General features: G+C 68.4%; 22 protein-coding genes, 1 tRNA gene and 1 pseudogene. 9 read left to right on the plus strand and 15 right to left on the minus strand.

The features are described from left to right. Nucleotides 1-435 precede the first annotated feature (435 nt). Nucleotides 436-894, minus strand: coding sequence for a GatB/YqeY domain-containing protein (locus ABGB18_RS13095; protein WP_347695717.1), 459 nt, complete (start codon nt 892-894; stop codon nt 436-438). Nucleotides 895-992: 98 nt separating this feature from the next. Between ABGB18_RS13095 and ABGB18_RS13100 the strand changes: the two genes are divergently transcribed. Beyond that, on the plus strand, nt 993-1856 hold the full coding sequence (locus ABGB18_RS13100) for a metallophosphoesterase (protein ID WP_347695840.1): 864 nt from the start codon (nt 993-995) through the stop codon (nt 1854-1856). A 65-nt stretch (nt 1857-1921) separates the two neighbouring features. Then, a tRNA-Pro gene (locus ABGB18_RS13105) sits at nt 1922-1995 on the plus strand. A 78-nt stretch (nt 1996-2073) separates the two neighbouring features. Here ABGB18_RS13105 and ABGB18_RS13110 read toward each other — a convergent pair. Then, nucleotides 2074-2463: a hypothetical protein gene (locus tag ABGB18_RS13110; RefSeq protein WP_347695844.1), complete on the minus strand. Its 390-nt coding sequence runs from the start codon at nt 2461-2463 to the stop codon at nt 2074-2076. A gap of 458 nt (nt 2464-2921) precedes the next feature. Here ABGB18_RS13110 and ABGB18_RS13115 point away from each other — a divergent pair, with 458 nt between their 5' ends. Beyond that, entirely contained in the window at nt 2922-3389 is a 468-nt protein-coding gene (locus ABGB18_RS13115) for a hypothetical protein (protein WP_347695718.1), read from the plus strand. Nucleotides 3390-3928: 539 nt separating this feature from the next. Here the strand turns inward: ABGB18_RS13115 and ABGB18_RS13120 are convergent. The 6 genes from ABGB18_RS13120 to ABGB18_RS13145 form a co-directional block, all read right to left on the minus strand. Beyond that, nucleotides 3929-4297 carry a hypothetical protein gene (locus tag ABGB18_RS13120; protein ID WP_347695719.1) on the minus strand — a complete coding sequence of 123 codons (369 nt, stop codon included), beginning with the start codon at nt 4295-4297 and terminating at the stop codon, nt 3929-3931. A 126-nt stretch (nt 4298-4423) separates the two neighbouring features. Continuing rightward, nucleotides 4424-4852, minus strand: a complete 429-nt coding sequence (locus tag ABGB18_RS13125) for a spore-associated protein A (RefSeq protein WP_347695720.1) — start codon at nt 4850-4852, stop codon at nt 4424-4426. Nucleotides 4853-4880: 28 nt separating this feature from the next. Next, nucleotides 4881-5297 (minus strand): hypothetical protein, encoded by a 417-nt coding sequence (locus ABGB18_RS13130; RefSeq protein WP_347695721.1) that lies wholly within the window; start codon nt 5295-5297, stop codon nt 4881-4883. Nucleotides 5298-5936: 639 nt separating this feature from the next. Further along, complete coding sequence (locus tag ABGB18_RS13135; protein ID WP_347695722.1) at nt 5937-7745, minus strand: alpha/beta fold hydrolase; 1809 nt, start codon at nt 7743-7745, stop codon at nt 5937-5939. A gap of 93 nt (nt 7746-7838) precedes the next feature. Next, the gene (locus ABGB18_RS13140) at nt 7839-8411 is read right to left on the minus strand and encodes a TetR/AcrR family transcriptional regulator (RefSeq protein ID WP_347695723.1); all 573 of its coding nucleotides are present in this window, start codon (nt 8409-8411) and stop codon (nt 7839-7841) included. A gap of 424 nt (nt 8412-8835) precedes the next feature. Continuing rightward, the gene (locus tag ABGB18_RS13145) at nt 8836-9195 is read right to left on the minus strand and encodes a metalloregulator ArsR/SmtB family transcription factor (protein WP_347695724.1); all 360 of its coding nucleotides are present in this window, start codon (nt 9193-9195) and stop codon (nt 8836-8838) included. 82 nt (nt 9196-9277) lie between these two features. Between ABGB18_RS13145 and ABGB18_RS13150 the strand changes: the two genes are divergently transcribed. The 4 genes from ABGB18_RS13150 (at nt 9278) to ABGB18_RS13165 (ending at nt 13689) form a co-directional block, all read left to right on the plus strand. Then, on the plus strand, nt 9278-10357 hold the full coding sequence (locus ABGB18_RS13150) for an NAD(P)/FAD-dependent oxidoreductase (RefSeq protein ID WP_347695725.1): 1080 nt from the start codon (nt 9278-9280) through the stop codon (nt 10355-10357). Nucleotides 10358-10558: 201 nt separating this feature from the next. After that, nucleotides 10559-11959, plus strand: coding sequence for an FAD-dependent oxidoreductase (locus ABGB18_RS13155; protein ID WP_347695726.1), 1401 nt, complete (start codon nt 10559-10561; stop codon nt 11957-11959). A 96-nt stretch (nt 11960-12055) separates the two neighbouring features. Further along, nucleotides 12056-13315, plus strand: coding sequence for an MFS transporter (locus ABGB18_RS13160; protein WP_347695727.1), 1260 nt, complete (start codon nt 12056-12058; stop codon nt 13313-13315). Further along, the gene (locus tag ABGB18_RS13165; RefSeq protein ID WP_347695728.1) at nt 13312-13689 is read left to right on the plus strand and encodes a metalloregulator ArsR/SmtB family transcription factor; all 378 of its coding nucleotides are present in this window, start codon (nt 13312-13314) and stop codon (nt 13687-13689) included. The genes ABGB18_RS13160 and ABGB18_RS13165 overlap by 4 nt, the downstream gene beginning before the upstream one ends. 230 nt (nt 13690-13919) lie before the next feature. On the opposite strand, the gene ABGB18_RS13170 is transcribed toward ABGB18_RS13165, so the two are convergent. The 4 genes from ABGB18_RS13170 to ABGB18_RS13185 all read right to left on the minus strand — a co-directional run bounded on the left by ABGB18_RS13170 (nt 13920) and on the right by ABGB18_RS13185 (nt 16525). Continuing rightward, complete coding sequence (locus tag ABGB18_RS13170) at nt 13920-14330, minus strand: arsenate reductase ArsC (protein WP_347695729.1); 411 nt, start codon at nt 14328-14330, stop codon at nt 13920-13922. After that, on the minus strand, nt 14323-15435 hold the full coding sequence (gene arsB / locus ABGB18_RS13175) for an ACR3 family arsenite efflux transporter (RefSeq protein ID WP_347695730.1): 1113 nt from the start codon (nt 15433-15435) through the stop codon (nt 14323-14325). Before arsB ends, ABGB18_RS13170 begins: the two co-directional genes overlap by 8 nt. Nucleotides 15436-15443: 8 nt before the next feature. Further along, on the minus strand, nt 15444-15785 hold the full coding sequence (locus ABGB18_RS13180) for a metalloregulator ArsR/SmtB family transcription factor (protein WP_347695731.1): 342 nt from the start codon (nt 15783-15785) through the stop codon (nt 15444-15446). Nucleotides 15786-15871: 86 nt separating this feature from the next. Continuing rightward, the gene (locus tag ABGB18_RS13185) at nt 15872-16525 is read right to left on the minus strand and encodes an arsenate reductase ArsC (RefSeq protein ID WP_347695732.1); all 654 of its coding nucleotides are present in this window, start codon (nt 16523-16525) and stop codon (nt 15872-15874) included. A gap of 1052 nt (nt 16526-17577) precedes the next feature. On the opposite strand from ABGB18_RS13185, the gene ABGB18_RS13190 reads away from it, so the two are divergent. After that, a complete protein-coding gene (locus tag ABGB18_RS13190) occupies nt 17578-18585 on the plus strand; it encodes a hypothetical protein (RefSeq protein WP_347695733.1) in 1008 nt (335 codons plus the stop codon). Between the two features lie 501 nt (nt 18586-19086). On the opposite strand, the pseudogene ABGB18_RS13195 reads toward ABGB18_RS13190, so the two are convergent. The 3 genes and pseudogenes from ABGB18_RS13195 to ABGB18_RS13205 form a co-directional block, all read right to left on the minus strand. Continuing rightward, nucleotides 19087-19224 (minus strand): annotated as a pseudogene (locus tag ABGB18_RS13195) (GntR family transcriptional regulator); the annotation flags it as partial. Then, entirely contained in the window at nt 19208-21484 is a 2277-nt protein-coding gene (locus ABGB18_RS13200) for a transglycosylase domain-containing protein (protein WP_347695734.1), read from the minus strand. The pseudogene ABGB18_RS13195 and the gene ABGB18_RS13200, both read right to left, overlap by 17 nt. A gap of 229 nt (nt 21485-21713) precedes the next feature. Next, nucleotides 21714-21917: a hypothetical protein gene (locus ABGB18_RS13205; protein WP_347695735.1), complete on the minus strand. Its 204-nt coding sequence runs from the start codon at nt 21915-21917 to the stop codon at nt 21714-21716. Nucleotides 21918-22147: 230 nt separating this feature from the next. Here ABGB18_RS13205 and ABGB18_RS13210 point away from each other — a divergent pair, with 230 nt between their 5' ends. Then, a complete protein-coding gene (locus ABGB18_RS13210) occupies nt 22148-22978 on the plus strand; it encodes a maleylpyruvate isomerase family mycothiol-dependent enzyme (RefSeq protein ID WP_347695736.1) in 831 nt (276 codons plus the stop codon). The last annotated feature ends 79 nt before the right edge of the window (nt 22979-23057 follow it).

Here is a 23057-nt window from a genome sequence, read left to right on the forward strand (position 1 = left end):
GGGCCCCTGTGGAGGGGCTGAGGCCTCCTCCACCGGCTCGGAGAAGCCTGGGGCGAGGGACGGGGGCTGCCGAGCCCGTAGAGGGGCCAGGAGGCCTTCTACCGAGCTCGGCAGAAGGCGGCGAGGAGAGACCGGCTTGGCAGGGGCGGGAGGGGCGGGAGGGGTGCCTGCATCGGCCAGGAGGGGCACCTCCCGAGCAGCCCGCTGGGGGAGCTGGGCCGGCTGAAGCAGCGGATCAGGCCCCCAAGGCCGCTGGGCCGCCGTAAACGCTGCTTGCTCAGCCCAGCCTGCCACCAGGGCGTCGCTCACCCTTCCACCAGGGTGATCGCGCAGCCCGCCACCCGCTCACCTGACCAGCCCGCCACCCCCTGGACGTACCTCCCGCAGGGCCGGCCCGTACCCCCATCTGCCGAGCCCGGCCACCCGCTCGTCTCCTCAGCCCGCCGCCAGCTTGGCGCGGACGGCGGCGGCCACCCGGCCCCCCTCGGCCCTCCCGGCCACCCTCGGGTTGACCACCTTCATGACCTGCCCCATGGCCTGCGGCCCAGAGGCACCGGTCTCGGCCACGGCAGCCTCGACGATCAGCGCCAGCTCCTCATCGGAGAGCTGCGCAGGCAGGTATTCCTCCAGCACCGCCTGCTCGTCCAGCTCGGCCTGCGCCTGCTCGGCCCGCCCCGCGTTGGCGAACGCCTCCGCCGCATCCCGGCGCTTCTTGACCTCCGAAGTGAGAACCTTGATGATCTCGTCGTCGGTCAGCTCCCTGGCCGCCTTCCCGGCCACCTCCGCGACGTTCACCGCGGCCAGTGCCATGCGAACCGTCCGGAGACGTACCTCGTCCCGGCTCTTCAGCGAGGCCGTCAGATCGGCCTTCAGCTTGTCCTTCAATGCGCTCATGCGCTCCATCTTGCCGTCTGCGCGGACCGCCCGGTCGTCACGCGCCGGATCTCGGGCATCATGAAGAGGTGAGGAAAGCCGTCGCAGTGCCACTGTCCATGCTCGGTCTCGGCCTGGCGGGGGTGGGTTACGCCTCCGTGGTGGAGCGCAACTGGTTCCGGCTGCGCCGCTTCGACGTGCCGGTGCTGGCGCGCGGCCAACGTCCCGTACGCGTCCTGCACCTGTCGGACCTGCACCTGACCCCGCGCCGCACGATGCTGATCAACTGGGTCCGCTCCCTGGGAGCCCTCAAGCCCGACCTGGTGGTCAACACCGGCGACTCCATCGCGCACCCGGAGGCCGTCCCCTCCCTCCTGCACGCCCTGGAGCCCCTGCTGTCCCGCCCGGGCCTGTTCGTCTACGGCTCCAACGACCTCTACGCCCCGCAGCCCAAAAACCCGGCCCGCTACCTGTGGCGTACGTCCAGAAACGAGCGCCGCCAGCACATCCCCAACCTGCCGTGGGAGGAGCTGGGCGCGGGCATGGCGGCCGAGGGCTGGCTCGACATGAACAACACCACGGCCCGCATCAAGGTGGCCGACCTGGACGTGGCGGTGGCGGGCATCCACGACTCCCACATCTCCCGCGACCGCTACGACCTCGTGGCCGGCCCCGCCCCGGCCGACGCCGACCTCCGCCTGGGGGTCATGCACTCACCCGAGCCCCGCAACATGACCCGCTTCGCCGCCGACGGCTACCAACTCCTGCTCGCCGGCCACACGCACGGCGGCCAGCTCTGCATCCCGTTCTACGGCGCCCTGGTCACCAACTGCGGCATCGACCGCGCCCGCGTGAAGGGCCTGAGCCGCCACGACTCCGCCTGGCTCCACGTCTCCGCCGGCCTCGGCACCTCCCCGTACGCCCCGGCCCGCTTCGCCTGCTTCCCAGAGGCCACACTTCTCACTCTGGTCCCGCAACGATAAAGGCGGTCACAAGCACCTTGGGAGTCCGCTAGACTTTTTCAAGCACGCGCAGGACCGGCGTGCACCGGGGTGTAGCGCAGCTTGGCAGCGCGCTTCGTTCGGGACGAAGAGGTCGTGGGTTCAAATCCCGCCACCCCGACAGTATTGCCGCAGGTAGAAGGCCGCTTCCGAAGATCGGAAGCGGCCTCTCTTGTCCTCTGAGTGACTAACTGCGTGACTACGCCTTCCGCCTGGCCGTTGATGGCTCGGTCGCATCCATGGCATGGTCCCTCTGTACATGCTCCAAGGCCCTCGGCGGAGTGCCTAGATCGTCTCTGATGTTGTCCAGCAAGGTGTGGTACGCCTGCCCGTACAAGTCCTTCGCCCAATCCTCGGCGGAAAGCGCGGGCTCTCCTAAGAGCATCCCCTTGTAGTCGCTCTCGTAGAAAGACCACACGTCATTGCAGCGAGCCTGTATGAATACTGAGCCGACCAACGGAGAGGCAGCAGTGATCACTGCTGCCTCTCCGTTCAGCTCTCTGATCCTTGCCGACAGGCTGGAAGCCGGCTCGTGATCCACCCGCAGGAGTGTCTCCATCTCGTGGAGGAGTTCCTTCCATTCGCCCATCACCTTGGCGAAGTGCGTGTAGGCGTCCAGCCCCTCTTTCTCCCAGTGCGTCCGGGCCTCATGATCGCGGCCGAGAATCGATAACAGCCAAGTACGAGCTGATCGACGCGGAGAAGGCTGACTACAAGATTATCGACATGTGTCGCTGGTTACAGGTGTCGCGGTCGGGGTTTATGCGGCCGGCTGACCGACCGCGCCGCCCGCGACAACGTTCTCCCGGGTCTCCGGCCGGGTGTTCACCGGGTCCGGCAAACGGATCCAGGTCTCCGGGATCCGCCGGCTCGCCTCCGGGCATTCCCCCGTGCCTGCCGCAGCCACGCCGTCCGGCCGCGCTCATCGACAAGATTGCGCGCTCGGCGCAAACAGCTTTCAGTGGCATTTCATCGTCGTTTCAACGGTCGTTTCTATGCTGACGTGCACAGATTTCTTTCGCGCGCCATCGAGAAAGACGGAACGACATGCGATTCACGAGAAATGGCGTCCTGACAGGTTCCGCAGCGATAGTGATCACCGCCGGCTTCTCGGTCGGACTCGAATCCGCGGCGACCGCCGCGGCTCTCTACGCGAAGACCGGCACACACGTCAGTCACAGCTACGTGTTCTCCAGCGGCAACAGCGGCAACATGCGTTGTTGGGGCCAGACCACCGACATACCCGACGCCGAGATGTGCTACCGAGCCGACCGGAACGCCACCTACGTGCAGAGCACGAAGGCAAACGGTTATTTCAAGCTCGGACAGCACGGATCGGGCGGCAACACCTGGCGTTGCCGGAACAACTACACGAGCAGCGCGGGCACCGGCACCTGGGTGGAATGCAAGTGGAGCACGAAACCAGGGAGCGCGGACTGCTCCACCATCAGGGTCGGACACGGGCAGAGTGATTGGTACGTGCTGAGTAGGGCCTCCAGCCTCATGTGCTTCTAGCCTCATGAGACCGGGCGGAAAGCCGAACTGAGACGCGTCCGCTCGATTGGCTCTGTCAGCGGCCGAGTGCGTTTGCACGGCCACGGACAGGCGCCAGGCGCAGGCGGGCAGGGTGGCCCGCTGACCGGCGGGCCCGAAGCAGTGGTGGAGGGCCAGCTCGCCGGTCGTGCGGTGCTTGCGGATCAGCAGGAAGTGAGCGGGGCCGGCGGTGGCGATCCAGGCCCAGGCGTGGAGGCGTTGGCCTTTGGAGCCGCGACCTTGAGCATGCGCACCGCGGTTCGCGCGGCGGCACTTCGTTCGGCGGCGATCCGAAACTCCGTGCCGCCCGAATCGGCCTCGCTCAACAACGCGCTCCATCCCCTTCGCCCGCGCGGAGGCATCGAGCATCTGGATGCCCGATGCCTCCACTCAGCCCATGTGATCACCTTGCCCCAACCGACATCAGCAACGGCTGCGTCAAGATGCTCGACTCCGTCACGGCCGCTCGTCACTCAGTGGCGGTCGGTGGCAGGTCATGCGGCGCCTTGGGAGATGGCGGTTCAGCAGCCGTTGGTGATCTTGGTGAGTGAGCTGGTAGCCCCGATGTGAAACTTCTTCCTGCCCTTGGTCCCGCCGTTGGTGACCAGGCACTCCGTGTAGTTGCCGGTGGCGGGGTTCCTGATGTGCAGCTTCGCGCCTACCCGATGTGAGCAATGGTTGTTGAAGTAGACCGTGACGGTCAGCTTACCGTCGCCCCACGAATAGTTGGTCTTGGCCTTCTTCGGCTCGAAGCATGCGATGCTGGCCCGTCGGACGGACTGTGCCGAAGTCTCGCTGGCGGTCACCGCCTGGGCGGGACCGCTCGAGAGGGTCGCGAGCGCAGCAGCCGTCACTGCGGCTGCCACCAGCCCGCGCGGATTCCTCATCATCCCGGTCTCATCTCCCCCTGAAAACGTTGGCGGTCACGGGCGCCGTCGGCGCCCCGATCAACACGCTGGGCTGCGTGTCCGGGTCTCCCTGGATGCATGTTCGCCGATCGGTTGCCGCGGCGGTGGTCAGTCGCAGTGGGCTCCGTTCAGTCTCACGTCGCCGTATCCGCCGCTGCCCTTGACGGTCGCCAGCACGGTGATGCACTTGTTCCGGGCTGAGACGTAGACGGGGCCGGCGTAGTACTTGAACTCGCCGTGGTCGGAGTCGGCCCATGAGGAGGCGCCAGTGGTCTTGATCCGCACCGACTTGTAGGCCTTGGCGCCGTAAGTGCTGCCGCGGCCATAGGCCACCGCGCAGTTTCGCCCCTTGCTGGAGTTCCAGCTGATCTCAAGCGTTCCGTACTCCGCTCCTTGGAGCTTGATGTCGTACGTACCCACGAGCTTGTAGCCGTTGCCGCACTTACCCGCCGCGCTCGCTGGAGCAGCGGACCCCACCAGCCAGGCGGAGGCCACAATGACGCCCGCCACGGCCGCGAGCCCCTTACGAAAACCCATCTGCTGTCCTCTCTTCTTGCCCCGGCGGTCAGCCGCAGTGGACGTTCGTCGCGTACCTCACGGCGGTGCCGACTGCGCCCACCAGGTCGATGCACTTGCCCTTGGCGGTGACGTAGACAGGCCCCGCGTAGTACTTGAAGTCGTCCGCCTCGTAGTCGGCCCAGCCATCGCTCGTGGGCAGCGCGATGCCCACGGCCTTATAGGTCGTGGTGCCGTAATTGGCGCCTGAGCCGTAGGCGAGGGCGCAGTTCTTTCCGGAGCCGGAGTTGTAGTAGACCTCCAGAGTGCCCTTCTTCGTCCCGGTCGCCGGGATGTTGTAAACGCCGATCCGGGTGTAGCCGCTCCCACAGGGACCGGCCGCACTCGCCGGGACCGCGGAGGCGACGAGCCAGGTCGAGCCCACCATCACGCCCACCACGGCGGCCAGCTTGCTACGAATACGCATGCGGTTCTTTCTTCGTCATTCAGTCGAATTCGGGGTGAGGCCGTGCCCTCCCCGATCTGGCCCGAGACATGATCACGGTAGCCGCTGAAAATGTGCTGAAACGGCGATGAATCATCCCGGTGGTGCGTGCGTTGCGGGCTTGGACACAAGGGCAGAAGAGATCTTCGCGATGCCCGGACCGGCCCCTGATTCTCGGTGAACGGCCCTGCACTGCGGTTCCGGTTCACGTCGGACACCGCGCCCCGGCGACAAGAGCGCCCTGCGGAGTGCCGCGTACGGCGCCGTGGCGTTGATGGCCGCGGCCGGTGCCGCCGGCAAGCCTCACCAGATCGCCACCTCCGGCAGCCTCGCGCTGGGCTCGGCCACCGGCCTGATCGGGCACCTGCTCGCCGACTACCCTGAGGGCAAGGACCTGACCGGCAAGTCCGTGGCCGAGATCGCCGACCGCGTGCTGCCGGCCCTGGCCCGTGCGCCGGCACAGAGATCCCCTCTGTCGATCTCACGACTCATGTCCGCGCCGGCGTCAGGGCAGAAGTCAGCGTTATCGGCGTATTTCACGATGTCCAGCGCAGAGAGTCGCCGAGATCTCAGCGCAGCATCCACGATCTCGATCGCGATGTTCTCCCCGGTTTTCGGGGATCACCCGGTCGGGACGTTTGTTTTTGCGACGGCGGCCACGTGGGCCGGATGGGTGAGCTGTGGATGGTGGCCGGTTCCGGGGATGACGGTCACCCGGGCGTCGAGGGTGGCGTCGATCAGCGGATCGAATTCGCCGGTGACGAGGTGAACCGGCACTGGGCAAGTGGCGGCCAGTGTCCGTAGCTCGGCGCGTTCGCTGCGCTGTTGTGCTCGGTCGAGCCACAGCGCGGTGCGCCGCGCGACGCCCGGCCGCCGCAACTGCGCGACCGCGTCGTCGAGAGCGCGCTGCGCGGGGGCGTCGGCCGGGTGAGAGCCGAGCAGCGTCCTGCCAAGCCGCTGGGGCGAAGCGGTCCGCAGCAGTGGTCCGGTCAGTGCGGGAGTGCGCAGGTGCCACCGTGGCCGCCGCTGAAGGAAGTAAGGCGAGATTAGGACCAGGCCGGCGATCCGTTCCGGGTGGGCGTGCGCGTAGCGCAGGGCAGGTGCGGTGCTTGCCGAGTGCCCGATAAGGACCGGCCGGGTCCGGAGCCGGGCAAGCAGGTCGGCGAGCCAGTCGGCGGGGTCGGCGGCGGACCGGGCCGATCGCCCGAGTCCTGGCAGGTCGGCCACCAGCGCGGTGTCGTCCAGCTCGGGCAGGACGCCCTGCCATGTTTCGGCGGTAAGGGGCAGGCCATGGAGCAGGACGTAACCCGGGAAGAGGCGATCACCCGCCACGTAGGTCCGGGTTCCGGCGACGCCGTGGAACCCACCGTTCAGCGGCGGCCGGGCGTGGCCGAACCGCTCCGCGACCAGCCGGTCCGCCCAGCGGCGCAGGGCGTCCTTCACCGGCGGGTGACTCAACCCGGCGACCTCGGTCAGCGCATTGGCCGAGGAGGTGTCGTAGCGGTCCTCGGACAGGAAGCTCAGGGTTTCGGGCTCGGTTCTGGTGAGCACGCGGGGCAGCCGTCGTACGAGGCCGGTCGGCAGGACCATGCGCGGCGCGCGCAGGCCGAGGTGCCGCGCGAGGAACGCGATCAGCTCGGGCAGCTCGGGAGTCGCGTCGTCGAGGAGGCAGTGAGCGCTGTAGGAGCCGTGGTCGTGCTCGGGCACGGCCGCCAGGAAACGGGCCAGGTGATCGACGGTGACCACGGGGACGAACGTGTGCCGCGTCCCGGCCAGCGCCGGGAGCCGTCCCGCCCACAGGTTCTCCACCATCTCGGCCAGGCCGATGTACTGCTCGGCCTCGCCGGTGAGCGAGTGCCCGATCACGATGGCCGGATTGACCACGGTCAGCGGGATCCCCTGCGCCGCGGCGAAAGCCCGGATGGCCGCGTCACCCTCGCGTTTGGAGGCCTCATAGGCGCCGTAGCGTCGATAGAGCCTGCTCAGGTGGCCCTCAGAGAGCGAACTGGAGGCCTCCACTCCCCCGACGCGATATCCGGAGATCTGAACCAGGCGCCGCAGGTGCTGTCGTGTACCGGCCCAGCGCGCGACGTTCAGGGCGCCGTCGACATTGGTCCGCCGGGCTTCGTCGCGTCCCAGGCCGAAGCGGTACAGGCCGGCGGTGTTGAAGACGTCTCGTACGGAGCTCAGCTGGGCCTGGTCCTCCGGGGAGAGCCCGAGTCCCGGTTGGGTGATGTCGGCTGAGACGACGGTGAGTGCCTGGTCGCCGACGTCGTGTTCGCGGAGCCACATGCGCAGCGTGTCCCCGCGAGCAGGCCCGCCACGGACGGCCGCGGCGACCGGGCGTCCCTGTGCGAGCAACTCCGCCACCAGCCACCGCCCCTGCAGGCCGGCCGCACCCGTGACCAGGGTGTCAGGGTCTTTGGTCATGAGCATCCCATCATTAATAGACCGATCTACATATTCTCCGCACACGCATATGTGAGGCTTCACCGTCCCGGGCCGGACGGCGCGGGGCGCCTCTCAGGCTTTGAGGAGCAATCCCGCGGACACTCGCACCCGGTCGATGGGGGTCCGGCTCCGCTGGGCGCGGGCCAGCACCAGCGCCCCCTCGATCAGAGCCAACAGGGAGCCGGCCAGACCCTCGGCCTGGTCGGGGGCGTGGCCATCGGCGACGAGGCGGTCGGCCAGCGCCCGCTGCCAGTCGGCGTAGACGTCGGCGCAGATTCGTTGCAGTGGGTCATTGGTGGCCGCGACCTCCAGGGCGACCGTGGCGATCGGGCAGCCCTTGGCGTAGCCGGCCTGCTCCATCCGGTCTGCCAGCGCGTCCAGCACGGCCTCGATCAGCGCTCTGGCATCGGGGGCCTCCTCGGAGAGAGTGCGGATGAGTGTGGCGACCTCCCGACCGGAGGCGGCGAGGGCCGCCGCGATCAGTTCGTCCTTGCCGCGGGGGAAATGGTGGTAAAGCGAGCCCCGGGGGGCCTTGCCGACATCGATCATCTCGTTGAGCCCAGCGCCGAAGTAGCCTCGCTCCTCGATCAGCGTGCGCGCGGCGTTGATCAATCTTGCCCGCGTCTGCTCTCCCTTGACCGCCATGAGGGCAGAGTAGACCGATCTACATATTTTGTCCAAGGGTGGTATGTCACCGGAGGAGATTGGGGGTGGCGGGCGATGAACCGCTGCGCGATCTCGTCCAGTTTCTTGGCGCGCTGGGCGACGTCGATGGCCGAGGCCGCTCTCCAGCGGAGTTTGCGGTGCTCGTAGCCGATTTTGTGGATGATCTCGTCAGCCATGCGGTCGCCGAGTATCGGGCGCGGCAGGCGGCTGTCGAGTGCCCGGCCGCACAGCGTCACCCACAGGGGTTTCCTGCAGCGGGCTCTGGCCCTGGACACACCGCCCACGCTGTTGATCGCGGCAGTTGCCTATGTCCCGAGACACTGCCTGGGGTGCGGCTCAGCGGCCGCGATGATCTCTCCGCTTGGGTGCAGCCGAGGCTCAGCGGGGCGGGCTCGCCCGGTGGTCAGCAGCAGTAGCGCAGGTACTCCTGCAGGTCGGCGAGCGTTTGGACGACGCGCTGCTTGTCGGCCCGATACAGCATGACCTTGCCCTGTTTGCGCGAGGTCAGAATGCCGCCGCGTTTGAGCTCGGCGAGCTGCTCTGAGGCTCGCGGCTGGCTGATCTCGGCCAGCTCGGCGACCTGATTGACCGACAGCTCGGCACCGCGGGTGAACAGCAGCATGATGCGCTGACGCGCTGGGCTGCCCAGAGCCTTGAGGAAGGCGTGAACGGCCGGGCTGAGCTCGACGATCTCCGGCTCCGGACCGGCCGGACAGCACCGCTCGGTCTCGACCGCTGTGCTGGGCGCTACCTGCTGGGTCATCACCCTCCACCTCCTCCTGCCTGATTCCATCATCACATCCTTGCTTTGACATATCTGAAAATAGAGATATATGGTCCGGCCCATGACCAGATCCCCTGATCCCGTCGTCATCGTGGGCGCCGGCCAGTCCGGCCTGGCCGCCGCCCGCGCGGTTCGCAACGCGGGCCTGACACCCCTCGTGCTGGAAGCCGGCCGGCAACCGACCGGCTCCTGGCCCGGCTACTACGACAGCCTCGCCCTGTTCTCCCCGGCTCGCTTCAGCGCCATGCCCGGCCTGGACTTCCCCGGCGACCCCGACCACTACCCGCACCGCGACGAGGTCGCCGACTACCTGCAGCGTTACGCCGCCGGCCTGGACGTGGAGATCCGCACCGGCACCCAGGTGCAGGCTGTGGAGCGAGACGGCCGGGCGTTCGTGGCGCGCACCGCCGACGGGCAGGAGGTGACGGCCGCGGCAGTGGTAGCCGCCAGCGGCTCGTTCTCGCGCCCCGTCCGACCTGAACTGCCGGGCCAAGAGAGCTTCACCGGCAAGGTCGTACACGTGGCCGACTATCGCGACTCCAAGGAACTGGCCGGGCTGCGCGTCGTGGTGGCGGGCGGTGGCAACTCGGCCGTCCAGGTGGCCTACGAACTGACCGAGGTCGCGCAAGTGGACATCGCCTCGCGCAGACCGTTGGCGTTCCTGCCTCAGCGACGTGACGGCCACGACGTGCACCACTGGCTGACCAGCAGCGGCTTTGACAACCTGCCGGCCGAATGGCTGATCCACAGTGTCCACCAGACCCTGGTGATGGACACCGGCGACTACCGCGCCGCGACCGAGTCCGGCCGGCTGCGCCGCAGGGAGATGTTCACCGGCTTCGACGGCGAGACCGTCATCTGGCCCGATGGGGAGCGTGAGCGCGTCGACGTCGTCCTGCTGGCCACCGGCTACCTGCCGAATCTGGAATACCTGCGCCCGCTCGGCGCCCTCACCCCCGACGGGCTGCCGCTGCATCAAGGCGGCATCTCCAGCGTGCTGCCCGGGCTGGTCTATCTCGGGCTGGAGTTCCAGCGATCGTTCGCCTCCAACACGTTGCGCGGCGTCAGCAGGGACGCCGCGTACGTCGTCGGCCCGCTGGCCGCGCACGTGCGGGACGCGCCTGCGCTGGCCGGCCTCTGACCGGAGCTGCTTCGACGCCGCACTAATTTGACAACTCTCTAATCAGTCGCGCATGATGGCCACTGATTAGATGAACTTCAATTTAAGGATGTGCGTGATGTGTGCCCGGCTCACCGGCCGCGCCGCCAGCACCGTCGCGCGCCCGCACCTTCTCCTTGGTCCTTCGGCCAACCACACCCTTCGCGTACCTGGAGAGCAGTCATGAGTGACAGTTGCTGCGGCACCACCGCGATCGAGATCGAGCAGTTCACCACCCCCCGGCACAGTTCCGATCAGAGGCTGCCCGTCGTCGTGATAGGCGCGGGGCCGGTCGGCCTGGCCGCCGCCGCCCACCTGACCGAGCGGGGCATCGACTTCCTCATCCTGGAAGCCGGTGACCGGGTCGCCACATCAGTGGCCCAGTGGGGGCACGTGCGCGTGTTCAGCCCGTGGAAGTACAACATCGATGCCGCCGCCCGCCGCCTCCTGGAAGCCGACGGCTGGAGCGGCCCCGACGGCGACTGGCTGCCCACCGGCGCCGAGCTCATCGACGACTATCTGGCGCCGCTGGCCAAGCTGTTCGGTGAGCGCGTGCGGCCGAGCGCGCACGTGAGCGCGATCAGCCGGCTCGGCTACGACCGCGTCCGCACGCTCGGCCGTGACGGCGCCCCCTTCCTCATCCGCCTGAAGGGCGGCGAGGAACTGCGGGCCCGCGCGGTGATCGACGCCTCCGGCACCTACACCAGTCCCAACGTGCTGGGCGCCAGTGGCCTCCCCGCCCACGGTGAGAGCGAGGTGTTCGTCGACCACGCCCTGCCCGACGTGCTCGGCGCCGACCGCGACCGGTATCAGGGCAAGCACACCCTGGTGGTCGGGGCAGGCCACTCGGCCGCCACCACCCTGCTCGCCCTGGCCGAGCTGGAGGACACACCGATCACCTGGGCGATCCGCAGCGGCAATCCCAGCCGCACCTACGGCGGTGGAGAGGCCGACGCGCTGCCCGCCCGAGGTGCGCTCGGCACCCGTCTGCGCGCCCACGTCGCCTCCGGCCGCATCACCTTGCTGACCGGCTTCTTCACCCACCGCGTACGCGAGACCGAGGCAGGTCTCGAGGTCGTCAGCCGCGACCCGTCCGGCGCCGAGCAGTCGGTCACCGTGGACAAGATCGTCAGCGCCACCGGTTACCGCCCGAACCACTCCATCGCCTCCGAGCTGCGCTTGGACCTTGACCCGATCCTCGGCTCCACCCGACAGCTCGCCCCGCTGATCGACCCCAACCAGCACTCCTGCGGCACCGTCCCGCCGCACGGCGTTGACGAGCTCGCCCACCCCGAGGCCGGCTACTACGCGGTCGGCGTCAAGAGCTACGGCCGGGCCCCCACCTTCCTCATGGCCACCGGCTACGAGCAGGTCCGCTCGGTCGTCGCCGCCCTGGCCGGGGACTGGGAGGCCGCCCGCGACGTGCAGTTGGACCTGCCGGAGACCGGCGTGTGCTCGTCCAGTTTGGCCGAGGCCCAGGAGCAGCGGGTCGGCCTGGCCACCGGGATCAGCGGCGGCCTGCTGGCCACCCCGCTACCGCTGGCCACCGTCGGTGTCTCCGAGGGCGGCGGCTGCTGCGGTTGAGCCGTACCCACCCGAGAAAGGAACGCTTGAGATGTCCGGGGGACACTCCACCGCAGCCCAGCAAGACGGCCGCGCGCTGATCGGCTGCCCACCCGCATGAGCTCCACCACCACCGACAGCGCCGCCCCGGACACCCGGGGCGGCGCTCTGGCGCACGGCTGGCGGATCGTCGCGGCCTTGGCCATCACCCAGACCATCGGTTACGGCGTGCTTTATTACGCCTTCTCCGTCTTCCTCACCCCGATGACCGGCACTCTGAACGCCAGCAGTACCCAGGTCGCCGCCGCGCTCACCCTCGCCGTGCTGACCACCGCTCTCTGCGCGCCCCTGGCAGGCCGCTGGCTGGACGCCCACGGCGGCCGCGCGCTGATGGCGGCGGGCTCGGGGCTCGGCATGCTCGCCGTCCTGGCATGGTCGCGCGTCGAAAGTCTCTCCCAGCTGTACGGGGTGTTCGTCGCGGTCGGCGTCGCCTCGGCGATGGCGTTGTACGAGCCCGCCTTCGCCGTCATCATCAGCTGGTTCGGCGGACACGAGCAGCGGCGGGCCAACGCGCTGCTGGCGCTCACCATCGTGGCCGGGTTCGCCTCCACCATCTTCCTGCCGCTGACCGGCCTGCTGGTCGAGCGGTACGGCTGGCGCCAGGCCCTGGTCGTGCTGGGCATCGGCTACGGGGTGCTGGCGATCCCGCTGCACGCGCTGGTGATCCGCCGCCCCATGATGAGCACGGCGACGGCCCCGCCCGCCCAGCGGGCCGACCTGGTCAAGCGGGCCGTGCGGGCGCGGCCGTTCTGGCTACTTGCCGCCGCCTTCACCGCACAGGGCGGCGCAGTGGCCACGATCTCCGTGCTGCTCATCACCTACCTGATCCACCTGGGGCACACGCCGGTCTTCGCCGCCGCCATCGCGGGACTGCTCGGCATACTCTCGGTGACCGGCCGCCTGGTCACCACAGGTCTACGCCGCCGCTGGGCAGCCGCTCCCGTCGCAGCAGCGATCTTCGCCCTGCAGGGTGCGGGCTCGCTGCTGCTCCCGCTGATCGGCGGCACCGTGCCCGGCGCGATCTCGTGCGTGCTGCTGTTCGGGATCGGCTTCGGCGTGGCCACCATCACCCTGCCCCATCTGCTGGCCGAACGCTACGGCACTACCGTGTACGCCAGCCTGTCCGGCCGGATCGCACTGTTCTCCGTCGCCGACAAGGCCGTGGCTCCGCTCGGCGCGGTCGCGCTGGCCCAGGCCGCCGGGTACGGCTGGGTCATGGCGGCTGTCACGGCGGCGTGCCTGATCGCGGCGTTGGCGTTGGCCGCCTACCATCGCCTATCATTTAGACAAGCGTCGAATCAGGAGGTGCCGTCATGACCACCGCTCCGCAGTGCTGCGCGCCGATCGCCCGCGAGCCGCTGTCGGAGAGCGACGCCGCCGAGCTGGCGAGCCTGCTCAAGGCCGTCGCCGACCCGGTGCGGTTGCGCCTGCTGTCGATGATCGCATCCCACCCGGGCGGCGAGGCGTGCGTGTGCGACCTGACCGGCACCTTCGACCTGACCGCGCCGACGATCTCCCACCACCTGAAGGTGCTGCGCACCGCCGGATTGATCGACGGCGAGCGGCGCGGCACCTGGGTCTATTACCGGATCATTCCCGAGGTGGTGGCCAAGCTGGGCGCGCTGTTCACCCCGCTGGCCGCCCCCACCCCCTCCGGCAGCCCGGTGGACATCGAACTCCTCACCGTATGACCACACCCCCCGCACCTGGCCGATGTCGTCGCCAGCCGCACAAGACGTCCGATCAACAGGCCGGTGAACAACCCGATGACCTCCTGAGCCATCTCCTCTGTCCATCTGGCGGCTTCTAGCCCGGGAGAGGGCGGATCCGGCGCTGTCATGGCGCATCCCTTCGGCGCAGCGGCGCACAGGCTGCGATGCGCCAGGCTTGACACAACTCACCTGACTGCCCGCTCCCATGCTCAGTCCACGGGCAGGATCTCGCTGAGCAGCTTGTCTATCCGGACGCGGATCTCGTCGCGGATCACGCGCACGGCCTCGATGCCCTGGCCGGCCGGGTCGTCAAGCTTCCAGTCCTCGTACCGCTTGCCCGGGAAGATCGGGCAAGCGTCCCCGCAGCCCATGGTGACCACCACGTCAGAAGCCTCGACCGCATCAACGGTGAGAACCTTGGGCTGCTCTGCGGTGATGTCGATGCCGACCTCGCGCATCGCCTCGACCGCGATCGGGTTGACCTGGTCGGCAGGCGCCGAGCCCGCGGAACGTACCTCGACGCGATCCCCCGCCAGGTGGGCCAGCCAACCGGCGGCCATCTGAGAGCGGCCGGCGTTGTGCACGCAGACGAACAGGACACTGGGCTTGCTCTCAGACACGCGAGTACTCCTTGGTTCTGAACAGACGGCGACCGGCCAGGCTGAGATAGACCAGCGCGACCAGGACGGGAACTTCGATGAGCGGGCCGACCACCCCGGCCAGCGCCTGGCCGGAGGTGACGCCGAAGACGCCGACCGCCACGGCGATGGCCAGCTCGAAGTTGTTGCCCGCGGCGGTGAAGGCCAGTGTGGTGGTGCGTTCATACGACAGGCCGATGGCGCGTCCGGCCAGGAACGAGCCGCCCCACATCAGGGCGAAGTAGGCCAGTAGTGGCAGCGCGATGCGGGCCACGTCGCCGGGCTGGGAGGTGATCGTGCCGCCTTGCAGGGCGAAAAGGATCACGATGGTGAACAGCAGCCCGTACAGCGCCAGCGGGCCGACCTTCGGCAGGAACCGGTCCTCGTACCAGGCGCGGCCCTTCGCCTGCTCGCCGAGCCTGCGGGACAGGTAGCCGGCCAGCAGCGGGATGCCGAGGAAGATGAGCACGTACTGGGCGATGTCCCAGGCCGACACCTGCAGCGCGGCCTGGGTCAGGCCGAGCCAGCCGGGCAGGACCTGCAGGTAGAACCAGCCGAGCGCGCCGAACGCGATGACCTGGAAGATCGAGTTGAGCGCGACGAGAACGGCGGCGGCCTCTCGGTCGCCGCAGGCCAGGTCGTTCCAGATGAGCACCATGGCGATGCAGCGGGCCAGCCCGACGATGATCAGCCCGGTGCGGTATTCGGGCAGGTCCGGAAGCAAAATCCAGGCCAGGGCGAACATGATGGCCGGGCCGAGGATCCAGTTCAGCAGCAGCGAGGAGATGAGCAGGCGGCGGTCGCCGGTGACGGTGCCGAGGCGGTCGTAGCGGACCTTGGCCAGCACCGGATACATCATCAGCAACAGGCCGAGCGCGATCGGCAGTGAGATCTCACCGATCTTTACCGCCTCCAAGGCGGTGTTCAGGCCGGGCACGAGCCGGCCGAGCAGCAGGCCGGCCGCCATCGCCGCGATAATCCACACCGGCAGGAAGCGATCAAGAGTGGACAGCGCGGCGATCACGCCAGGGGCGTTGCCGGTCGCCGGCACAGCATCGGCCTGACCGGGCCGAGAGGTGGACGACATCGATCTTCCTAGGCGGTCGCGGGGACGTTCAACAGGGCCGACAGTTCGCCGAGCGCCTCGGGTACCAGCCGGTAGTACACCCAGGACGCCCGCCGTTCGGAGGTGAGCAGGCCGACTTCCTTGAGCACCTTCAGGTGGTGGCTGATGGTCGGCTGGGACAGCTCGAAGGCACCCGTGATGTCGCACACGCACACCTCCCCGCCGGCATGGCTGGCCACGATCGAGACGATCCGCAACCGGACCGGATCGCCCAGCGCCTTGAACACCTGCGACAGCGCGGCGGCCCGCTCTGCGTCCAGGGGTTCCCTCGCCAGCGGCGGACTGCACTCCAAGATCTCCAGCAGCTCCAAAGCCCCTCCTCATATAGACAACTATCGAACTCGACCACTATCTATATTGACATCCCTCTATAAATTCTCGGTACGTGACCTGCGTCTCAGTCGACGGCAACGCCGAGTTCGGCCAGCAGCGCCCGCACCCGGCGCTCGATCTCGTCGCGGATCGGGCGGATCTGCTCCACCGTCTTGCCGTCCGGATCGTCCAGGTCCCAGTCCAGGTACCGCTTGCCCGGGTAGATCGGGCAGGCATCCCCGCAGCCCATGGTGACCACCACGTCAGCAGCCTGGACGATCTCAGCGGTCCACGGCTTGGGGAACTCCCCGGCGATGTCGATGCCACGCTCGCGCATCACTTCGATCGCGGCCGCGTTGATCTGCTCGCCCGGCTCCGAGCCGCCCGACCAGCCGAGAGCGCGTTCGCCGGCCAGGCGGGTGAAAAAGCCGAGCGCCATCTGCGAGCGGCCCGCGTTGTGCACGCACAAGAACAACACGATCGGGGTTCCGGTGGGGTCTTTGCCCTCGATGCGGGCCAGGGCGCGCAACTGCTGGCGGGCGAACCGTTCGGCCAGCAGCGGCAAGTAGTTGATCACCGTGGCGCGGCCGGCGAACTCCTCATAGCTGGAGTGCAGGAAACGCTCGATGGTTTCTGTGCCGAACGTGCCGGCGAACTCCGCGGCCAGCGTGCGGGCGGCGGTCAGCAACGCGTGCCGCTGATCGACGGTCAGGTCGGCGTGGCGATAGATGCGGTCCATGAGGGCTCCGGCGGCTACTGTCGTATCGACAGCCATATTGATGATTGTCGATTTAGATACTAGTCGATATTGACAGTTATCGATAGCGCGGCGATGAACGAGAGACGAACACCCGGCGCGACCAGAGCCGTCAGAGACCGGTCACGGTGCTGCGGCGCTCGATCAGCAGCACGTCGCGCCAGGTTCCGTGGTGGCGGCCGAGTGCTGGCTACCCGGCTGGCCGCCCGGATTGCGTGTCTCATACGGGTTGCATGCAGTCACGAATCGGATGGGCGCTGCGGCGGGCTCACGCCATCTCAGCCGCCCGGCTGGACAAGCCGGCGCGCCCGCGTCGTCTCCGAGGACGGCCTACTGGAGTACGTGCATCCGGCAGGTGGACAAAAGCTGATGTTCCGTGATTCAGTTTCGGCGCCCCATCAGGGCTCGTTATCTTCGGCGTCCATCCGCGGCGGTGAAGGCGTGCCTGCGCAGCGTCGGCAGCACCGGCCTCCCCCGGCCACGAACACCGAGCACGCACCGACCAGCTCGATAAGGTCATGGCTGCGCTCGATCCGGGGCAGCGCCGGCGTGCCCTTCCCTCAACAACCCGATACAGGGCTCCATCTCCGGCTCCACCCCAGGGTGGAGATCCGCACACTCAACCCATGGGCTGATCCGGTACAGCACCTCTTCTCCCTACGGTCAGACGCGTGAAACCGCTTCGGCTATCTCGCCTCGTCCTTCATTCGCAATCGTGTCAGCCGTCTACCCAGCAGATTCAGAACTGCCCGCCGCCCCCCTGATGGTTCCCGGCATCCGGGCATCTGCCTCATGGAGAAGGTCGCCTTGGCAGGTCGCCGTGGTGCTCGGTGTCTGATGCCTGAGCACCGTAGGTGTGTGCATCGACGGCCCGTTCGTCCGCATCGAGAAGCCGCCCGTATAGCGCTGATCTTGCCTGGCCGCTGCGGGTGTCCTCGAACCGCGGCTCTGCCCGTGTCCTGTCAGTCGCTGACACTGCTCACCCCCGTTTCGCATCTGGTGCCGGCCATTCGGTGCCGCTTCAAAGGAGACCAATGGGTCGATTCGTTCCCGCGGTCGGGTTGTTCTTCCTCGCGCCGCTCGTTGCCGAGTTCCTGCTCGGTGATGTTCCGATCACAGCGCTGTACGCGTTGGTCGGGCTTGCCCCGCTGTATGGCGCCGGCGCGCTGCTGATCCGGGAAGTGTGCCGGCGGGCGGGCTGGGGGTGGCCCGGCATCGTCACCCTGGCCCTGGCGTTCGGCGTACTCGAAGAGGGCATCTGCCTGCAGTCGCTGTTCAACCCCGATTTCGGCGGAGCGCACCTGCACCTGCTTGACCCCGGCTATATCCCCGCACTCGGCATTGGAGTGCCGTACACGTTGTTCGTGCTCACCCTGCACATGGTGTGGAGCATCAGCGTGCCGATCGCGCTCACCGAGGCGGCCGCCAAGCAGCGCCGTACTTCACCGTGGCTCGGCCGTCCTGGCCTGGTCGTGACGGGCGGGATCTACGCCCTGGGTGTGCTGCTGAACGCCCGCCAGGGCCGCGCGCAGAGCGACTTCGCCGCGTCCACGCCACAACTGATCGGCTCCGGGGTGGTCGTCGTCTTGCTGGTCGCGCTCGCGGTGTTCCTCGGTCGCCGGCGACGGCCGGCCCGGCAGTCCAGTGGGCGCACTCCGACGGCGTGGCTGCTCGGTCTGGCGTCTCTGGTCATCACCTCCGCCTTCATCATCGCGTGGTTCGTCGGCAGAAACGTGTTGCCTGCCTGGGGGTTCACCACAGCCGTGCTCGCCGTTCACGTCGGAGGAACGCTGCTCATCAGCCGCTGGTCTCGCCGGCCTGGGTGGACCCAGCTGCATCAGTTGGCGCTGGCGGCGGGCGCGCTGTTCACCTATGCCTGGCACGGATTCCAGACCCCGACGTTCATGCCGGCCACCCCGGCGGTGAAGCTCGCCGGCAACATCGTCTTCGCCGTCGCCGCGTTGGTGCTGGTCGCCGTGACCGCGGTGCGGAACCGCGGCGACAAACCGCAAGCAACACTGCCTCCGACACTGGCGCACTAGACATGCCCAGGTGAGCCTCCGATGGTGAGGCTTCGGCACGGGGGATGCGCGGGTTACTGCCGCGCAGGCGATGGGCCAATCGTGTTGGCAGGCGCTGGATTTGCCGCTGTCCACGCTGGTTGAGAAGGGGCTTGTCCAAGCCGGAGGTCGGCAGCGGACCGACTCCACGCATCGCGCTCGCCCTCGCCGCCGGCTCGACTGGGCGGAGGCCCCTCGGTCAGGCTTCCGCCCTTCCGAGGTAGGCTGCGCCGTTGCCCCAGTTCTGTACGAGTAGGCGCGACGCCTCAGCGAGGTCGGACTCCTGGATGGCGGCCAGGATGCGGCGGTGCTCCTCGACGCTGCGCCGGGCTCGGTCCGGACCGCCGAAATGGACCACCGTAGGGCGAGCGCCTCCAGTTCCCCCGCCAACGGATAGAGCTTGCGGGCCTCGTCGAGGTCGAGGGGCGGAACACGAAATCCGCGCCGCGGCTCGGCGACGAGCAGCCCCCGGTTGGCCAGTTCCACCAGCGCCTCCCGCAGCGGGGTGCGGCTGACGCCCAGCTCAGCCGAGAGGCGGACCTCGTTGACGCGGCCACGGCTGCGCCCGCGAGACTCGGTGGCGGCCACCTCGGCGGTCTGCCGGTCAGTGAGGTTGTCCACCGTCGGTGCCCTCGTCGCCCGGGAGGCCCGCCTCGTCGGGCCGCGTATCGTCGGGCCGCGTATCGTCGGGCCCTGTGTTGTCAGACCTCGTGTCGTCAAGCCCCGTGTCGTTGGACTCCGTGTCGTCCTGGCAGCCCGGGTCGAGCGGATCGCACTCGGTATCGTCGATGGCGGGGTCGTCCACGTCCGGCGCATCCGTGGACGGCTCGGAGGTCGGCGTGCCGGTTGGGACCGGCGTCGCAGATGGGGTTGGCGTGGCCGACGGGGTGGGTTTGGGAGCCAAGTCCTGTGTGTTGCCGATGTCCGCGCGGGGCGGGAACTGCTCCACCGGCTGGTTCTTCGTCGCCTCGGTCATGAAGGTACGCCAGATGGCGGCCGGGTAGGTGGCCCCCTCGAAGGCAGCGCCCAGCGGCACCTCATAGGGCAGCGTGTACGGCTTGTCCGGCGTGTACGTCTTCTCCTTGGCCGGGTCCTTGCCCCGGTACCAGGGGCAGTTCTCGTACCGTGGCCGCACCACCTTGCCGCTCTTGGTCCGGCACTCCTGGCGGAACATCCCCACGGCAGTCGACACCTGCGGGGTGAAGCCGACGAACCAGGCTTCCTTGTTCTCGTTGTTGGTGCCGGTCTTGCCGGCCACCGGCCGGCCGGGCAGCGCGGCGTTGCGGCCGGTCCCCTGCGTGACAACGGCTTGTAGCGCGTAGGTCGCGTCGGCGGCCACCTCGGGCGTGACCGCATGGACGAATGTGGTCTTCTCGGCATAGAACCTCCGCCGGTCCTTCGAGGTCACGTCGATGATGACGTGGTTGTCATAGTGCTTGCCCGCGTTGGCGAAGATCGAGTAGCCGCCTGCCTGTTCGACGGTGGTCACCTGACCGCTGCCGATGGTTATCAGGTAGCGGTGGCGGTCCCGGGCGGACTCGAGGTTGCCTCTGTTGAGCCCGGCCCGTGCGGCGATGTCAATGACGTGATCGAGCCCGACCTTCTCTCCCATCTTGGCGAAGGCGGTGTTGACCGAGTGGGCGGTGGCGCTGATGACGTCAACGGACGTGGCCTTCGACGGATGGTCGTTCGCGATGGGTGTCGTGCCTTCGAGCTTCAGCGGACTGCTCGCGGGCAGGAAACTCCGCAGGCTGTAGCCCTGTGTCAGCCAGGCGGCCAGCACGTACGGCTTGAACGCGGAGGCCGCCTGCTTCTGCGACATGAACGCGTCGTTCCACTGGTCCGTGGTGTAGTCGTCGCCTCCGTAGAACGCGCTGACCCGGCCGTTTCGCGGATCCACGGAGGCGAGAGTAGCGGTGATCTCGTCCGGGACCGTCCGCGTGTGCTGGTTGACCGCGGCCTTGGCGGCCTCCATCAGCCGCTTGTCGAAGGTGGACCTGATGCGGTAGCCGCCCTTCTCGACGTCCTCGAGGTCCAGGCCGGTCTTGGCCTTGAGCTCGTTGAGCACCGCGGTGATCATGTAACCGTTGATGCCCTTGTAATAGTCCTTGCGCCACTTCTTGATGCGCTTGGGCGAGGTGGGCGACTTGCTGGGCAGGCTGCCGTACGCGGCCGGGTCCAGCTTGGCCATCTGCCCGATAACGTAGGCGTAGCGCTCCTCCGTGGCGGTCATCCGGCCGGCCGCCTCCGCCTCGTCGAAGGCGCTCGGGTTCTGGATGCGACCGGCCAGGTAAGCGCCCTGCTCGGGGGTGAGCTTCGAGACGTCCCGCACGTTGAAGAAGACCTCGGCCGCGGCGCCGATACCGTACGCGCCCCGGCCGAAGTAGATCGTGTTGAGGTACTGCTCGAGGATGACGTCCTTGCTCAGGCTCTTGTTCACCTTGATGGCGACGAAGATCTCCTTCAGCTTCCGCTCGACCGAACGCTCCTGCGACAGGCCGTCATAGTAGTTCCGCGCCATCTGCTGGGTGATGGTCGAGCCGCCCTGCACCTGCTGGCCGGAGAGGGTGCTCCACAACGAGCGGGCCAGGCCGGAGAAGGAGATGCCCGAGTCTTCGCGGAAGGAGCTGTTCTCGGCCGCGATCACCGCGTCCTGCACCGGACGCGGGATCTGCGCGTACGTCACCGGCTTGCGCCTGACGCCCAGGACTGCCAGCGTCTTGCCGTTGGCGTAGGTGATGACGCTGGCCCGGTCGTCGACGCCGTCCTGGCTCTGGGCCTGCGCGGGCAGCGGCGTGACGGCGTACCCGACAGTGATCATGCCGAAGACGCCCGCCACCAGAACGGTGGCGCCGAAGATCACGATCTTCCAGTTGGGCACGAAGCGGCGCCCGGCGCTCTCACGGGCGTGAGCGCCTTCACGGGCGTGAGCGCCTTCACGGGCGTGAGCGCCTTCACGGGCGTGAGCGCCTTCACGGGTACGGGTGCCTTCGCGGGCACGGGTACGTGAGCGCCGAGGCGGTCGCATTAGTCCTCCGGTTCGGAAGAGGGTTCGGGGAAGAGAAGGGCGCGCTCCCGGATGTGGCGGCACTGGCCGGGCGGGTTCACGTTCAGGTCCTGGCCCGCCTCGTCCAGGGCAGGTTCCGTGACCGCGTCGTCCGGGTCCTGCCGGTCCAGATGGGACCGGGCGGCGAGGCGCCCTGAACCGAGCCGTCGCAGTGCCCGCCGATGGCGACGCCAGTGAGCCGGTAGCGCTGCGAGCCGCGCGGGTCGCCGATGCCGACCGCCCCGGCCAAGCGGGCGATGCCGGACACGGGCGTAGGAGGACGCGAGCTGGACATGGCGCTCAGGACAACACAACCATCAGCAATATGTCCAAGATTGATATGAGTTTCACATCTATCTGAATGCTGATATCAGGCCAGTTCAACGCCGCCAGCGGCAGCCTGAAGATGCCCGTATCCGGGGAAACCTGATCACGTCGAGCAGGCGATTTGGCCGCCGACCGTGCCGCCGATTTCGCCGGGGCCGATACCGTCGGAGTATGACGATCTTCGGCCCGGTCCTCGACATCCGTCCCCTGTTCCCGCGCGAACGGGAAGCCATGCTCGACCTGCTCGGCGCGCTGGGACCAGCCGACTGGTCGAAACCGACGGTCTGCCCCGGCTGGGACGTCCACGACATCGTGGGCCACGTGCTCAACGACCACCTGCGGCGGCTTTCGGGCAGCCGCGACGGGTACGGCGGCGCCGTGTTCGCCGACGACGAGACGCTGCCCGTCTATCTGGCGCGCGTCAACGAGGAGTTCGTCCGGGCGACACGCCAGCTCAGCCCGCAGGTCATGATCGACCTGCTGGACCACCTGGGCCGTCAGCTCGACGCCGTGTGGGCCGCCCGCGATCTGGAGGCGCCCGCCGACCTCAACGTGTCCTGGGCCGCGACCGACGTCGGCAGCCCGGCGTGGCTGGACATCGCTCGCGAGTACACCGAGTTCTGGGTGCACCAGCAGCAGGTGCGCGACGCCGTCTCCGTCCCGGGAGCCGACGGGCCCGAGCTGATGGGGCCCGTCCTGGACGTCTTCGCCCGGGCGCTGCCGTACGCGCTCAGAGAGCAGGAGCGCCCGGAGGGCACGGCGGTCACGCTGGAGGTGACCGGCCCTGCGGGTGCGCGGTGGTCCGCGGCCAGGCGTGCGGGCCGCTGGGCGATGTCGCCGGCCGACGCGGACCCCGCCGCGCTGGTCACGATGGACCAGGACGCCTTCTGGCGGCTCGCCACCAGGGGCATCACCGTCGAGGAAGCCCGCGATCGCGCGAACGTGGACGGCGACCCTGCGCTCGCCGCGGCGGCGACCACGTTGCTGGCGGTCGTCGCCTAGGTTTCGCCGCAGGCGGGCACGGCGGACGGGTCGCCGCGCTCGCCGAGTAATACCGCCAGGCCGGTCGCGCGGACCGTAC

The organism is Nonomuraea sp. B12E4, assembly GCF_039871825.1.
Taxonomy (GTDB): Bacteria; Actinomycetota; Actinomycetes; order Streptosporangiales; family Streptosporangiaceae; genus Nonomuraea.